Below are 13,166 nucleotides of genomic sequence, written 5' to 3' on the forward strand. Positions count from 1 at the left end.
GGTTACGTATGACGCCCGGATTGCGCCCCGGTTGCAGTAGATCCACGCCACGCGTGGATGGTTTTTCCGTGCATCCACTTCATGCGCGGATACGCCATCACTCGGCGGCGGTCTTGTCCTTGAACCGGCACAGATCGGCAATCACGCACCCCGGACAATCCGGCTTGCGCGCTTTGCACACGTACCGCCCGTGCAGGATCAGCCAGTGATGCGCATCGAGCAGGAACTCGGCGGGAATCGTTTTGACCAATCGGTCTTCGACCTCGCGCACGTTCTTTCCTGGCGCAAGCCCAGTGCGGTTGGCGACACGGAAGATATGCGTATCCACCGCCATCACCGGTTCGCCGAAGGCGGTGTTGAGCACCACGTTGGCAGTCTTGCGACCGACACCGGGCAGTGCTTCCAGTGCATCGCGGTCGCGTGGCACTTCGCCGCCGTGCTTCTCCAGCAGCAGTGCGCAGGTGGCGATCACGTTCTTCGCCTTCGCGTTGAAGAGGCCGATGGTGGCGATGTACTTCTTCAGTCCCTCTTCGCCCAGGGCGAGGATCTTCGCCGGCGTATTGGCAACCGGAAACAGGCGACGTGTGGCCTTGTTGACGCCGACGTCGGTGGCCTGCGCCGACAGTGCGACCGCCACCAGCAGTTCGAACGGCGAACTGTATTCAAGCTCGGTCTTCGGATGCGGGTTGAGTTCGCGCAGGCGGGTGAACATTTCCACCACGTCGGCACGCGGCATCGTACTGCCGCGGCGCGCAGGTGCGCGTGCGGTCTTCTTCGCGGTCGCCATTACTGCTCCTTGCCGGCGGCGCGGGCCTTGGCCCGGGCGAGGATGGCGGCGGCGGCGGCAGGCAGGGCGGGTTTGACGTCCGGTGCCGGCGCGGGCGTCCGCCGCGCATCACGCTCGGCTTCACGGCGGGCCAGGCGCACGGCGCGTGCGCGGAAACGTTCGCGCGCGGCCCATGCACGCTGCAGCTGCAGCTGCATCTGGCAGAGGCGGTCGGGCAGGTCCGGATGATCGGGCAGCAGGCGGTCATCGCCAGCGCGCACGACGTAGTCCATCAGTCCAGCCTGCAGCGCGCCATCGGGATCGTCTGCCTGGACCCGGGCGAACAGCAGCACGGGGTTGGGTCGGGATGCCATGGCAATCAGCGGTTCTGGAAGGCGGGGGGGCGGCGCTGCAGGAAGGCGCTGGTGCCTTCGCGCATGTCTTCGGTGGCGAACAGCAGGCCGAACTGCGCACTTTCGTATTCCAGGCCGGCGTCCAGGCTGCATTCGCCGCCCACGTGCACCGCGTCGAGCAGGCCACGCAGTGCCAGCGGCGCCGACTGTGCCAGCTGCCGGGCCAGGGCCTGTACCCGGGCGTCCAGCTCGGCGCCGGGCACCACCTCGTTGACGATGCCCAGGGCCAGCGCGCGCGCGGCGTCGATCGGGTTGCCGAGCAGGCACAGCTCGAGCGTGGCCGCGCGGCCACACAAGCGCAGCAGGCGCTGGCTGCCGCCGAAGCCGGGAATCAGGCCGAGATTGATCTCCGGCTGGCCGACCTTGGCCGAATCGGCCGCAATGCGCAGATGGCAGGCCATGGCCAGTTCCAGCCCGCCGCCCAGCGCAAAACCGTTCACTCGCGCGATTACCGGCTTGGGCATGCGTTCGATGCGGCGCATCAGGGCCTGGCCGAGCAGGGAGAAATCACGACCCTGAACCGCGCTCAAGGCGTTCATTTCCGCGATGTCGGCCCCGGCCACGAACGCCTTGGGGCCAGCCCCGGTCAGCACCACCACCCGTACCGCCGGGTCGGCGGCGGCGTCGCCAAACGCCTCGGCCAGAGCCTGCAGGGTCGCGGCATTGAGGGCGTTGAGCTTGTCCGGGCGTTGCACGGTAATGGTGCGGATGGCGCCGTCGTCGCTGATGGCGACCGGGTGGGGAGCGGGGGCCTCGGCCACGGGAAACTCCTGGAACGTTAAAAAAAAGTGAGATTGAACTCTGTAAACGCAGACAGGTCATAGCCTGCGTGGTGAGTAGCGGTTACACGTTGTGGCCGTTATCCTAACCCGTCGCCTCAGGGCGGCGCAGAACGTCCCTGAGTTACCACCCCTGGAGAACTGTTTGATGAAGTTGCGTTCTATCGCGGTCGCCGTCGCGGCCCTGGCCCTGACGGGCAATGCCTTCGCCCAGGACATCGCGTCCGAGAAGGGCAAGCTGAGCTACTACTTCGGTTACGACTACGGCAACAACCTGGCGGAGCTGACCGGTCGCGGTGAGCAGCTGGACATCAACTCGGTGGTGAAGGGTCTGCAGGACGCCTACGCCAAGAAGCAGCCGGCGATCACCGCCGAGCAGCTGAAGCCGGCGGTTGAAGCGTTCCAGAAGCGCGAGCAGGGCCGTGCCCAGGCCGCCAAGGCCGAGTACGAAAAGGCTGCTGCCGAAAACAAGACCAAGAGCGATCAGTTCATGGCGCAGAACAAGGCCAAGGCGGGCGTGCAGACCCTGCCGAGCGGCGTTCAGTACCGTGTGATCGAAGCCGGCAAGGGTGCCAAGCCGACCCAGGCCAGCACCGTGCAGCTGGAAGTGGCCGGTCCGTTCCCGTACGGCCAGCGCCCCACCGAAGCCCGCCCGGCCCAGCAGATTCCGTCGATCAAGGTCAGCGAAGTCGAAATGAAGGCCATGCGCGAGACCCTGCTGCAGATGCCGGCTGGCTCGAAGTGGGAAGTCTCGCTGCCGCCGGATCAGGCCTATGGCGCCGACCCGCGCACCCCGTTCCCGCCGAACGTGGCTGTGCAGTTCGAGATCAAGCTGATCAGCGTCAAGTAATAAGAAACAGCGTCAACATCGACGCGCCGGTGGTTACACCGGCGCGTTTTTGTTTTCGCGGTACGCAGCAGTCGTGTGGGCCCATCCCAAATCCAGCCCATTCGCGCTACTGTTGACCGGTGCAAATAATGGAAGAAACGGCGCGTGCTGTCGCAAGCCCCTGCATCAACGTGTGCAAGCTGGATCGCAACCGGCTGTGCGCCGGCTGCGGGCGGCATATCGACGAAATCGCACGGTGGTCGTCGATGAGCGACAGCGAGCGCACGCACATCCTGCAGCGGGTGCTGCCACTGCGCCAACAGCTGCAGCAGTCGCTGCGAGGTTCGTTGGCCGATCATGAGCGCCTGCTGCGCGCGCTGCATCCGCTGGCCGAGCCGCCGGCAGGTGACGGCTGGAACCGCAGTGAACTGGATGATCTGCTGCCCCCGGGCCCACCGGTCGAGGCGGCGGTGCTGGCCGGCATCGTGCCGCGTGCCAACGGTGCGCAGGTGATCCTGACCCGGCGTACCGAAACCCTGCGGCAACATGGTGGCCAGGTCGGTTTTCCTGGCGGCCGTACCGAGCCGGATGATCGTGATGCACTGGCTGCAGCACTTCGCGAAAGCCAGGAAGAAATCGCATTGGCGCCGACGCAGGTGCAGGCACTGGGTTATCTCGATCCGTTCGTGACCATCTCCGGCTACCGGGTTACCCCGGTGGTGGCGGTGATCGATCCGGATTTCGTGGCGGTACCGCAGCCCAGCGAAGTGGCCGAGGTGTTCGAAGTGCCACTGGACTACCTGATGGTCGCCGACAACCTGCGCCAGGTCGAAATCAACCATCGCGGCCGCGTCCGCCATGTCCTCGAATACGGCTGGCCCGGCCAGCGCATCTGGGGCGCCACTGCGGCCATCCTGTACAACCTGCGTCGCCGCCTGGAGCAAGTGCAATGAAGCCGATCGATCCGCCGTGGACCACTCTCGTCGATGTTGCGACCCTGGCTGCGGCCTTGGGCGATGGGGTACGCGTGGTCGATGCCCGCGCGACCGCAAGCACCGCCGTACGCGTGGTCGATGCACGTGCGTCGCTGGCCGACCCGCAGGCGGGTAGCGGCCTCTACGCGCAGGGACACATTCCCGGTGCAGTGCATGCCGATCTCAATCGCGACCTGTCCGACCTGACGCGGGTCGGCCATGGGCGCCACCCATTGCCGGACAGCGATGCGTTCGCCGCGCGGCTGGGGCAATGGGGCATCGGCGCCGATACGCAGGTGGTGGTGTATGACGGCAGCGATGGCAGCATGGCCGCCGCGCGACTGTGGTGGCTGCTGCGCCTGATCGGGCATGCGAAGGTGGCCGTGCTCGATGGCGGCATCGCCGCCTGGCAGGCCGCCGGCCAACCGCTGGCGACCGGCAGCAGCGAAGTCGTGGCGTTGCCGGCGTATCCGGGACGTTTCGATACCAGCCAGGTTGCCAGCGCGGACGAGATCGAATCACGCCTCAAGCACGCACCGGGCTGGCTGGTCGATGCCCGCGCAGGTGAGCGTTTTCGTGGCGAGGTGGAACCGCTGGACCCGGTCGCCGGCCATGTGCCGGGTGCGGTCAATCGACCGTTCGCGTTGAACGTGCTGGACGGCCGCCTGCGCGATACACAGGAACTGCGCGCCGAACTTCAGGGCGTGATCGGCAACCAGGATCCTGAGCGCGTGGTGCTGATGTGCGGTTCGGGCGTGACCGCCTGCCATCTGCTGCTGGCGATGGAAAGTGCGGGCCTGTCCGGTGCGCGCATCTATGCCGATTCCTGGAGTGGCTGGGTCAGCGACAGCAGCCGTCCGGTGGCTACCGGCGCCTGAGCGAAGCGGGCAGATCGATTCGACGTTCATCCACGCATGGCGTGGATCTACGTGTCGACCAAGGTCGACACCTACCAACAGCCGCGGGCCCCCCCCGCCATCCCACGGACACCCAGCTTTTGCTGTTGCTTCGGCTGTTGCCTCTGCGGGTGCAGGGCGCAGCCCTGCCGATCACCCCAGCGGCTGCAGCGGCACCTTGGCCAGGATCCGCTGCCACGGAAACAACGGGCCGGGATCGCGCTTGCGGGCCACGGTCACGGCCGGGTCGTCACTGGCAGGCACCTGCTCCAGATCCAGCTGGTCGTGGCCGGCGATCTGCCGCAGCGACGGGTACTGCAGCACCAGCGCCTGCAGCAACCGCTCCAACGCCAGCAGCTGCGCTTCGGTGTAGGGCTCGTCCATCGCCTGGTGTCGGCTGTCGAGCCAGTGCGGGTAGCGCCCCGTGTTGACCAGCTCGATGCCCACCGAGTCGGCATTCATGCCGCGCACGTGGTGGGCGATGCGCTCCGGCGCCACGTACTGCACCACGCTGCCGTCGCGGTCGATGTAGAAATGCCCGCTGTTGCCGGCGCCGCTGTCGTACAGCACGCGCTCGCCGTACTCACGGGCGGTGGCCAGGTCGGGCAGTTCGGTACAGTGGATCACCACCATCGCCAGGCTGGATGGATCGCGCACGGGCAGGCGGTCGTGGTAGGGCAGCGGCTGCAGCTGCAGGCCGGGCAGGAGCGGGTTGGGCATGCGGCGATGCTAGCATTGCCGAATGAAACTGCCTTCCCTTCTGCTGTCGGTCCGCTCCGTGGGAGCGCACGCATGAGCCGCGGTCACTGCATCCTGTCGCACGGCTTCGAGAGCGGCCCGGAGGCGACCAAGGTCACCGCCCTGGCCGAGGTCGCCGAGCGCCTGGGCTGGACCCATGAACGCCCCGATTACACGGACCTGGACGCGATGAGCGAGGTCAGCCGCGTTGGTGACGTGCGCACCCGCCTGCAGCGCCTGATCGAGCGCACGGCCGCTGCCGCCACGCAGGGGCCGGTGGTGCTGGCCGGCTCCAGCCTGGGCGCGTACATCTCCGCCATTGCCTCGCTGCAGGTGCCGGTGGCCGGCCTGTTCCTGATGGTGCCGCCGACCACCATGGGCCCGATGCCGGCGCTGGACGCCGCACCGGTGCCGACCACGGTGGTGCAGGCCTGGCATGACGAGGTGGTGCCGGCCGCCGGGGTCATCGCCTGGGCGCAGGCGCGCTCGGCGCAGCTGCTGCTGGTGGACGACGGCCATCGCCTGGAGAACCACGTCGAGGCCTCCGCGCAGGCCTTCGAGCGCCTGCTGCGGCAGCTGTGAAGCCCGGGCGCACGGCGCGCCCGCCCGCATTGACTACAATGGCAGCCCCGCCGCCCCTGGCGCGGGCCTGTCGGCCGTGCCTACGGCCCTCCCTTCCGAATGGCCCGGCTCCCTGCCGCGCCTGACCACCTGCGAACCGATCCCGTGAAATTTTTTGTCTCCTGCGCCAAGGGCCTGGAATACCTGCTTGCCGATGAGCTGTCGGCCCTCGGCCTGGAAAAGGCCACTGCCACCATCGCCGGCGTCAATGCCGATGGCGAACTGGAGCAGGCGCTGCGGATCGTCATGTGGTCGCGGCTGGCCAGCCGCGTGCTGTGGCCGATCGACGAATTCGAATGCCCGGACGAGCAGGCGCTGTATGACGGCGTGCGCGCGCTGCCGTGGCACGAGCACATCAAGCCGGAGATGACCCTGGCGGTGGACGCGCACGTGTCTGGCGACAAGATCACCCATGCCCGTTTTGCCGCGCAGCGGATCAAGGACGCCATCGTCGACCGCATGCGTGACGAAGGGCTCGAGCGCCCCTCGGTCAACACCGATCTGCCGGACGTGCGCGTCAACCTGTCGCTGCGCAAGGGCCGTGCCTCACTGTCGATCGACCTCGGTGGTGGCCCGCTGCACCGTCGTGGCTGGCGTGGTGCCGCACATGACGCGCCGTTGAAGGAAAACCTGGCTGCCGCGCTGCTGATGCGCGCGCAGTGGCCGCGCCTGCACGCTGCCGGAGGTGGCCTGCTGGATCCGATGTGCGGCAGCGGCACCCTGCTGATCGAAGGCGCGCTGATGGCCGCCGACGTCGCTCCCGGCCTGATGCGCCATGGCAGCCTGCCGCCGAGCCGCTGGCTGGGCTTCGACAAGGCGACCTGGAAAACCATCCAGAGCGAAGCGCGTGATCGCGAAGCGGCCGGCTTGGCTGCGCTGAAGCCGGTCGTCCACGGCAGCGACATCGACCCGGTGGCGATCCAGGCTGCGCGCGAGAACGCGGAAGTGGCCGGCGTCGCGCATGCCATTCGCTTCACCCGTGCCGATGTGGCTGACCTGCCCACCCCGGAGCAGGAGATCGGCGCGGTGGTCTGCAACCCGCCGTATGACGAACGCCTGGCGGCCGATCCTGCGCTGTATCGCAAGCTCGGCAATGCCCTGCAGAAGACGGTGCCGCAGTGGCGCGCCAGCCTGCTATGCGGCAATGACGAACTGGCCTTCGCTACCGGCCTGCGTGCGGGCAAGAAGTACCAGATGTTCAATGGTGCATTGGAATGCGCACTGATCGTCTGTGATCCGATCGCGGTGCCGGGCCGCGACCCGGCACAGGTGCGCGAGCTGAGCGAAGGCGCGCAGATGGTGGCCAACCGCCTGCGCAAGAACCTGAAGAAGTTCAAGAGCTGGCGCGCGCGCGAAGGCATCACCTGTTTCCGCGCCTACGATGCCGACCTGCCGGAATACGCGGCGGCCATCGATGTGTACGAGGAAGACGGTGGCCAGCGCCGCACCTTCCTGCACGTGCAGGAATACGCCGCACCGGCCGCGATTCCCGAGAACGACGTGCGCCGTCGCCGCAATGAACTGCTGGCCGCCGCACGCGAGGTCTTCGCCGTGCCGCCGGAACAGGTGTCGATGAAGTCGCGCGAACGTGGCAAGGGTGGCAGCAAGTACGGCCGTTTCGAGCAGCGTGATGAGTTCCTCGTGGTACGCGAGAACAACGCGCTGCTGCAGGTGAACCTGTTCGATTACCTCGATACCGGCCTGTTCCTCGACCATCGCCCGCTGCGTCGCCTGATGGCCGAGCAGGCGCGCGGCAAGCGTTTCCTCAACCTGTTCTGCTACACCGGCGTGGCCAGTGTGCAGGCGGCGGTGGCCGGTGCCGCCAGCACCACCAGCGTCGACCTGTCGGCCACCTACCTGCAGTGGTGCTACGACAACCTGGCCTTGAACGGGCAGGGCGGCAACCAGCACCTGCTGGTGCAGGCCGATGCGATGGCATGGCTGGAAGGCGATCGCGGCCAGTACGACGTGATCTTCTGCGACCCGCCGACGTTCTCCAACTCGGCCCGCGCCGAGGACTTCGACGTGCAGCGCGAACAGGTGAAGATGCTGCGTGCGGCCGTCGCCCGACTGGCACCGGGTGGCGTGCTGTACTTCTCCAACAACTTCCGCCGCTTCAAGCTGGAAGAGAACGCCATCGCCGAATTCGCCCAGTGCCGCGAGATCAGCGCCAGCACCATCGGCCCGGATTTCGAGCGCAACGCACGCATCCATCGCGCGTGGGAGCTGAAGCGCCTGGCGTGACGCGTCGCCGGGCATGGCCCGGCGCTACCCATGTGCGCGCAGAACGGTAGCGCCGGGCCATGCCCGGCGAGCGTGGGTCCGGTAGATCCACGCCATGCGTGGATGCGGTCCGCCGCACGGGTTACAACAACGCCACCACCAGCCCGATCACCGGCAGCGCGACCGCCAGCGGTGCGATCCATTTCGGCCGGTACGGGTACAGCGCGAACGCCAGCACGATTCCACCCAGGGTGAGCGCGCCGAGCCACAGCACCGGGCCCATCGCCCAGCCGTGGTCGACCACGCACAGCGCGAACGCCACCGTCAGCAGTACCCAGCCCAGCACCCGCCATTGCGTGCGCCGTACCGGTGATGCCGCCGCTTTGCCGTGCAGTTCCTGCTGGTGCTTTTCCATCGCCAGCGACAGCGCGGTAAACGCGGTGAACGACAACCCCAGTACCAGCAGCATCATGCGCTGGCCTCCGCTTCCACTGCATCGGCTGGTGCCTTGGTCGCTGCAGCGGCCGCCGCGCGCTTCTTCTTCTCGGCGGCAGTCAGCGGCGGCGTCCAGCGCTGCATGCGCCAGCCGCACAGCGCCAGCATCGCACCGAAGGCGATCATCGACAGGTCGAAGCCGGCCAATGCCCAGTCACCGTTGAGCAGGGTCACGCCCAGGTGCGCGTGGGTGGTCAGCGCGTTCACTACCGGGATCAGCGCGAACGCGGCCGCGCCGATGTACAGCTGCCACGCCCACATCATCCGCTTGGGCCAGAGGAAGGCCGCCAGCAACGAGGCGCCCCACGCGTAGAAGAACAGGTTCGCCTCGGCGTTGGAGCGCTCGGCCAGGCCCAGCGGCAGCAGCCGGTTGCCCCAGAAATAGGCGGCGAAGGCGATCGGCAGGCCGGCCACGGCGCCGATGTTCAGTGCATCGACCAGGCGCAGGCCGAATCCGGTGCGGCCGCTCTTGGCATGCTTCGGGCGCTCCTTCACCGCCCACAGCACCACGCCGCTGGCCACCATCAGGCAGCCGGTCAGGCCGGACAGGAAGAACAACGCGCGCATACCCCAGTCGGCGAAGCGGGCCAGGTGCAGGCCATACAGCACGCCACGGGTGGCGGTGGCGCCACCGGAAGGCGGCGTTTCCTGCAGCAGCGCGCCAGTAACCATGTCATAGCGCAGCGCCGGCGTATCGATGGACAAGCGTTTGCCGTCGCGCTGGCGGATGTCGATCACCGCATTGGCGGCACCGGGATTGGCAACGCTGAAACCGGCGACCTCGGTGCCGTGCCAATGCGTGCGGGCACTGTCCAGCAGCTGCCGCAGCGGCAGCGGGGCTGCCTTGCCTTCGGCGGGCGCGGTGACCTCGGGCAGGCCACCAAAGGCCTCCGAATAGAACGCATCCTGGTCGGTGCCGTAGGCCACGTTCACTCCCCACGGCAGGTACATGATCATCAACGTGACGATGCCGGTGTAGGTGATCATCGCGTGGTAGGGCAGGGCCATCACCGCGCTGACGTTGTGGAAGTCCAGCCACGAACGCAGACCCTTGTCCTTCCGGAAGGTGAAGAAGTCCTTGAAGATCTTCTTGTGGGTGATCACACCGGTGATGATGGCCACCAGCATGAACATCGCGCAGAAGCCCACCAGGTAGCGCGCCCACAGCACGGGAATGTAGTGCAGGTCGAAATGCAGGCGGTAGAAGAAGTCGCCGCCACGGGTCTCGCGGGCCTTCAGTTCGGTGCCGGTGTTCGGGTCCAGGGTCGCATCACCGAAGGCGCCGCGTCGGCCCTTGGCGGGGTCGGCCAGCTCGGCTGGCAACCGCCAGAACATCTGCATGGCCGGGTTGCGCGGCTGCGGCAGGGTGACGAACCAGCTCTCTGCCTGGGGGGCGTTGGCCAGCAGGTAGTCGGCCGCGCGCTGCGCCGCTTGGTCGGTGCTGACCGTGCTGCGCGGCAGTTCCGGGCGCATCCAGCGGCTGATTTCCTCGCGGTAGTAGCTGGCAGTGCCGGCCATGAAGATCAGCAGCAGCAGCCATCCGACCAGCAGGCCGGTCCAGGTGTGCAGCCAGGCCATGGATTGGCGGAATCCATTCTTCATGCCCACGCCCCCAGCAGGCGCGAAATGCCGGCCATCAGCAGGGTGGGGGCGAGAATGCCGACCCAGGCGCGCAGCGCACTGCGGGTGGCGAACGCCCACAGCGCCGCGCAGGCGGCGACCAGGATCGCCAGCAGCATGCCGGTCAGCACGGCCTGGCCGCGCGCGCCCGGCAGCGCCAGCGCGCAGAACACGGTGGTCATCGAGGCAAGCGCGTAGCCGCCGAAGATGGCGGCCAGCGATCGGGACAGCACGCCCCATCGCGGGTTGGCGAAGAAGGTGCTGAGGCGGGGGCTGGCGGTTGCGGGCGAGCGGTCCACGATGGTCCTGCAGGTTGAATGAAAGAGGACCGGCGCACCGAAGCGCGCCGGGGGTGGCCATCCGTGGCCGGGGCCGGTCGCAGAACCGGCGCCATCCATCAGATCGTCAGAGCTTCCAGCGCAGCGTCATCATCACGTTGCGCGGTTCGCCCCAGTACACGCCGTCGTAGAAACCGACGCGGTTGTAGTACTTCTTGTCCAGCAGGTTGTTCACGTTCACCTGGGCGCTGAAGTTCTCGTTGAAGCGATAGCCGGCCGACAGGTTGAGCAGGTAGATGTCACCCTGTTCGATCGCCACGCGGTCGCGCTTGCCGCTGACCAGGAAGTCCTCGCGCGGCTTGTTGCTCAGGCTCCAGATGCCGCTCTGCCAGGTTGCGCCGCCACCAATCCAGAAGCGGCCTTCGGCACCACCCGGGCGCCAGCTGGCGTTGAGGCGGAACAGATCGACCGGAACAGTGGTGTTCTGGCGAACGCCCAGCGCATTGCGGCTGACGGTATGGGTGAACCCGGTCGACAGGTTCCAGTGCTCGCCCAGGCTGCCCTGTGCTTCGATTTCCCAGCCCTTCACCTTGTTGCCCTTGCCGGTGGAGCGGTAGGCACTGATGCCACCGGGCAACGAGTTTTCCGGCACCGAATCATCGAGCTCGGCGACGTTGTCCTTCTCGCCCTTGAACACCGCGACCGAGGTGTTGAGCAGGCCATCGAAGAACTCGGCCTTGACCCCGGCTTCCCACATGTCACCGACGACCGGTTCGAGATAGTTGTTGGCCTTGTCGCGGTAGTTCTGCGGCTGGAAGATGTCGGTGTAGCTGACGTAGCCGCTGAAGTAACGGTTGAAGTCGTAGATGAAGCCGGCGTACGGTGTGAGCGAGTCGTCGGGCTTGTAGCCACCGCGGGTGGTACCAGTCAGGCGCCCGGCGGCGTCGTGAGTGTAGTTCCAGCTGCGCGTCTCCCAACTGCCGTAACGGGCGCCGAGCACGGCGGTCAGCGGCTCGGCCAGCTGCAGGCGCGCGGCCAGGTAGGCGGCACGCTGGCGCAGTTCGTCCTCCGAGGCGAGATAGCCCAGGCGGGTGACCTGCAGCGGTGCGATGTCGCCGTTCCAGCTGCGCCAGTCCGGCACGCGGGTGTAGCTGTCCGGGTAGTCTGCGGTTTCACTCGCAGGCACTTCGCCCTTGCGCACCGACTGGCCGAAGCCGAATACCAGTTCGTGTTCGCGGCCGAACAACTGGAACGGACCGCCGACGTTGAAGTCGAACACCTGCATGTCGCCGTTTTCACCGAAGCTGCCGACGAAGGCAGAGATGCCGCTGCCATCGGCACGCGGGTAACCGGACGCGCCATACCAGACCGCGCCGTCGGTCTCGCGCTTGGAGCGGGTGTAGGCGAATTTCGCGGCCCAGCCATGGCCCAGCTGCTGTTCGAGGCGGGCGAACGCGCTCTTTTCGATGATCGGCCAGCTGCTCCAGCGCGCCGACAGGTTGGTCGAGCGCGGCAGGTTGGCCGGCTTGCCATCGGCGCCCCAGTACGGCACTACGCCCCAGGTCACGCCGGTGGTGCGCGGCGACTGGTACTCGTAGCCGGCTTCCAGCAGGGTGGTGTCGGTGATGTCGGCCTGCACGATGCCGTAGAAGACGTCCTTGTCCAGCCTGTAGACATCGCGGAACGAATCGCTCTGCTGCTTGGCGGCGACCACCCGGGCGCGGATGCGCCCATCCAGGGCGATGGGGCCGCCGAGGTCGGCTTCCAGGCGCTGGTTGCCCCAGCGGCCGAGCGTCAGGTTGGCGCTCATCTGGAACGTATCGGTGGGGCGCTTGCGGACGAAGTTGATGGTGCCCGATGGATCACCCGCACCGGTGGTCAGGCCGGTGGCACCACGCACCACTTCGATGCGGTCGTAGATCACGCTGTCGGTGTTGGTCTTGATGTAGCCACCGAAGGTGTTGAGCATGCCATCCACCTGGAAATTGGTGATGTTGTACCCGCGCGAGACGTAGTTGATGCGTTCGCTGTCGGTGACCGACACCGCCACGCCGGTTACCTGGCCCATCACATCGGACAGGGAGAACAGGCCCATGTCGTCCAGCCGCTGCCGGGTCACCACGGTCATCGACTGCGGGGTGTGGCGCAGTGACAGGCCGAGCTTGGTTGCGGTGCTGGCCCGCTTGACGGTGTAGCTGTCGGCAATGTCGCCATCGGCGGTTACCTGGACGGTGTCCAGGGTGCGCGCGGACGGGTCGGCAGAACCTTCCTCAGCGTGTGCCAACGGTGCGTTCAACAGTGCGGTCACGGCCAGGGCAAGCAGGGTTGGGCGGGGAGTGATCAGGGACGATGCCATCGGTGCGATTCCATGCAGGACAAAAATCAGGCGATGGCAAACGCACCCATGGCAGCCATGCGCTCCGCGCACGTCACCCAGCGTGATTCCCATCGACGGTGCGCCACCTGCGGCAGGCAGGCGACCCAGTGGTCGGGGGATGTACACGGGCGAAGGGGCGGGTGGGCGCGTGCTTCCG

Annotated in this window: 13 protein-coding genes; 5 read left to right on the forward strand and 8 right to left on the reverse strand. The window is 67.1% G+C overall.

Annotation, left to right across the window (positions count from 1 at the left end; translation table 11 throughout):
* Positions 1-97: 97 nt before the first annotated feature.
* Genes nth through WKB25_RS00810 form a run of 3 tightly spaced genes read right to left on the reverse strand, consistent with a single transcriptional unit; the run spans position 98 to position 1,940 of the window.
* Complete coding sequence (gene nth, locus WKB25_RS00800) at positions 98-787, reverse strand: endonuclease III (protein WP_340568159.1); 690 nt, start codon at positions 785-787, stop codon at positions 98-100.
* The gene (locus WKB25_RS00805) at positions 787-1,140 is read right to left on the reverse strand and encodes a hypothetical protein (RefSeq protein ID WP_049466535.1); all 354 of its coding nucleotides are present in this window, start codon (positions 1,138-1,140) and stop codon (positions 787-789) included. The genes nth and WKB25_RS00805 overlap by 1 nt, the downstream gene beginning before the upstream one ends.
* 5 nt (positions 1,141-1,145) lie before the next feature.
* Positions 1,146-1,940, reverse strand: coding sequence for an enoyl-CoA hydratase-related protein (locus WKB25_RS00810; RefSeq protein ID WP_340568160.1), 795 nt, complete (start codon positions 1,938-1,940; stop codon positions 1,146-1,148).
* A gap of 166 nt (positions 1,941-2,106) precedes the next feature.
* Here WKB25_RS00810 and WKB25_RS00815 point away from each other — a divergent pair, with 166 nt between their 5' ends.
* The 3 genes from WKB25_RS00815 (at position 2,107) to WKB25_RS00825 (ending at position 4,639) form a co-directional block, all read left to right on the forward strand.
* On the forward strand, positions 2,107-2,808 hold the full coding sequence (locus WKB25_RS00815; RefSeq protein WP_025875366.1) for an FKBP-type peptidyl-prolyl cis-trans isomerase N-terminal domain-containing protein: 702 nt from the start codon (positions 2,107-2,109) through the stop codon (positions 2,806-2,808).
* Positions 2,809-2,936: 128 nt separating this feature from the next.
* On the forward strand, positions 2,937-3,740 hold the full coding sequence (locus WKB25_RS00820) for a CoA pyrophosphatase (RefSeq protein ID WP_340568161.1): 804 nt from the start codon (positions 2,937-2,939) through the stop codon (positions 3,738-3,740).
* Positions 3,737-4,639 carry a sulfurtransferase gene (locus tag WKB25_RS00825; RefSeq protein ID WP_340568162.1) on the forward strand — a complete coding sequence of 301 codons (903 nt, stop codon included), beginning with the start codon at positions 3,737-3,739 and terminating at the stop codon, positions 4,637-4,639. Before WKB25_RS00820 ends, WKB25_RS00825 begins: the two co-directional genes overlap by 4 nt.
* A 171-nt stretch (positions 4,640-4,810) precedes the next feature.
* On the opposite strand, the gene WKB25_RS00830 is transcribed toward WKB25_RS00825, so the two are convergent.
* Positions 4,811-5,377 carry an N-acetylmuramoyl-L-alanine amidase gene (locus tag WKB25_RS00830; protein ID WP_340568164.1) on the reverse strand — a complete coding sequence of 189 codons (567 nt, stop codon included), beginning with the start codon at positions 5,375-5,377 and terminating at the stop codon, positions 4,811-4,813.
* A 72-nt stretch (positions 5,378-5,449) separates the two neighbouring features.
* On the opposite strand from WKB25_RS00830, the gene WKB25_RS00835 reads away from it, so the two are divergent.
* Positions 5,450-5,977: a hypothetical protein gene (locus tag WKB25_RS00835; protein ID WP_340568165.1), complete on the forward strand. Its 528-nt coding sequence runs from the start codon at positions 5,450-5,452 to the stop codon at positions 5,975-5,977.
* Between the two features lie 144 nt (positions 5,978-6,121).
* Positions 6,122-8,260 carry a bifunctional 23S rRNA (guanine(2069)-N(7))-methyltransferase RlmK/23S rRNA (guanine(2445)-N(2))-methyltransferase RlmL gene (gene rlmKL, locus WKB25_RS00840; RefSeq protein WP_340568166.1) on the forward strand — a complete coding sequence of 713 codons (2,139 nt, stop codon included), beginning with the start codon at positions 6,122-6,124 and terminating at the stop codon, positions 8,258-8,260.
* Between the two features lie 121 nt (positions 8,261-8,381).
* On the opposite strand, the gene WKB25_RS00845 is transcribed toward rlmKL, so the two are convergent.
* The 4 genes from WKB25_RS00845 to WKB25_RS00860 form a co-directional block, all read right to left on the reverse strand.
* Positions 8,382-8,711 carry a DUF3325 domain-containing protein gene (locus WKB25_RS00845; protein WP_340568167.1) on the reverse strand — a complete coding sequence of 110 codons (330 nt, stop codon included), beginning with the start codon at positions 8,709-8,711 and terminating at the stop codon, positions 8,382-8,384.
* Positions 8,708-10,336, reverse strand: coding sequence for a PepSY-associated TM helix domain-containing protein (locus tag WKB25_RS00850; RefSeq protein ID WP_340568168.1), 1,629 nt, complete (start codon positions 10,334-10,336; stop codon positions 8,708-8,710). Before WKB25_RS00850 ends, WKB25_RS00845 begins: the two co-directional genes overlap by 4 nt.
* Entirely contained in the window at positions 10,333-10,653 is a 321-nt protein-coding gene (locus WKB25_RS00855; RefSeq protein ID WP_025875358.1) for a DUF3649 domain-containing protein, read from the reverse strand. The genes WKB25_RS00850 and WKB25_RS00855 overlap by 4 nt, the downstream gene beginning before the upstream one ends.
* A gap of 106 nt (positions 10,654-10,759) precedes the next feature.
* Positions 10,760-12,988, reverse strand: a complete 2,229-nt coding sequence (locus WKB25_RS00860) for a TonB-dependent siderophore receptor (protein WP_340568169.1) — start codon at positions 12,986-12,988, stop codon at positions 10,760-10,762.
* Positions 12,989-13,166 lie beyond the last annotated feature (178 nt).

The sequence above is a fragment of the Stenotrophomonas sp. G106K1 genome, from assembly GCF_037969685.1.
Taxonomy (GTDB): Bacteria; Pseudomonadota; Gammaproteobacteria; order Xanthomonadales; family Xanthomonadaceae; genus Stenotrophomonas; species Stenotrophomonas lactitubi.

What these genes read in the sequence shown, in the direction of transcription:
- nth (WP_340568159.1), bottom strand. Translation starts at nt 787, where the DNA reads ATGGCGACCGCGAAGAAGACCGCACGCGCACCTGCGCGCCGCGGCAGT.
- WKB25_RS00805 (WP_049466535.1), bottom strand. Translation starts at nt 1,140, where the DNA reads ATGGCATCCCGACCCAACCCCGTGCTGCTGTTCGCCCGGGTCCAGGCA.
- WKB25_RS00815 (WP_025875366.1), top strand. Translation starts at nt 2,107, where the DNA reads ATGAAGTTGCGTTCTATCGCGGTCGCCGTCGCGGCCCTGGCCCTGACG.
- WKB25_RS00820 (WP_340568161.1), top strand. Translation starts at nt 2,937, where the DNA reads ATGGAAGAAACGGCGCGTGCTGTCGCAAGCCCCTGCATCAACGTGTGC.
- WKB25_RS00825 (WP_340568162.1), top strand. Translation starts at nt 3,737, where the DNA reads ATGAAGCCGATCGATCCGCCGTGGACCACTCTCGTCGATGTTGCGACC.
- WKB25_RS00830 (WP_340568164.1), bottom strand. Translation starts at nt 5,377, where the DNA reads ATGCCCAACCCGCTCCTGCCCGGCCTGCAGCTGCAGCCGCTGCCCTAC.
- WKB25_RS00835 (WP_340568165.1), top strand. Translation starts at nt 5,450, where the DNA reads ATGAGCCGCGGTCACTGCATCCTGTCGCACGGCTTCGAGAGCGGCCCG.
- WKB25_RS00845 (WP_340568167.1), bottom strand. Translation starts at nt 8,711, where the DNA reads ATGATGCTGCTGGTACTGGGGTTGTCGTTCACCGCGTTTACCGCGCTG.
- WKB25_RS00850 (WP_340568168.1), bottom strand. Translation starts at nt 10,336, where the DNA reads ATGAAGAATGGATTCCGCCAATCCATGGCCTGGCTGCACACCTGGACC.
- WKB25_RS00860 (WP_340568169.1), bottom strand. Translation starts at nt 12,988, where the DNA reads ATGGCATCGTCCCTGATCACTCCCCGCCCAACCCTGCTTGCCCTGGCC.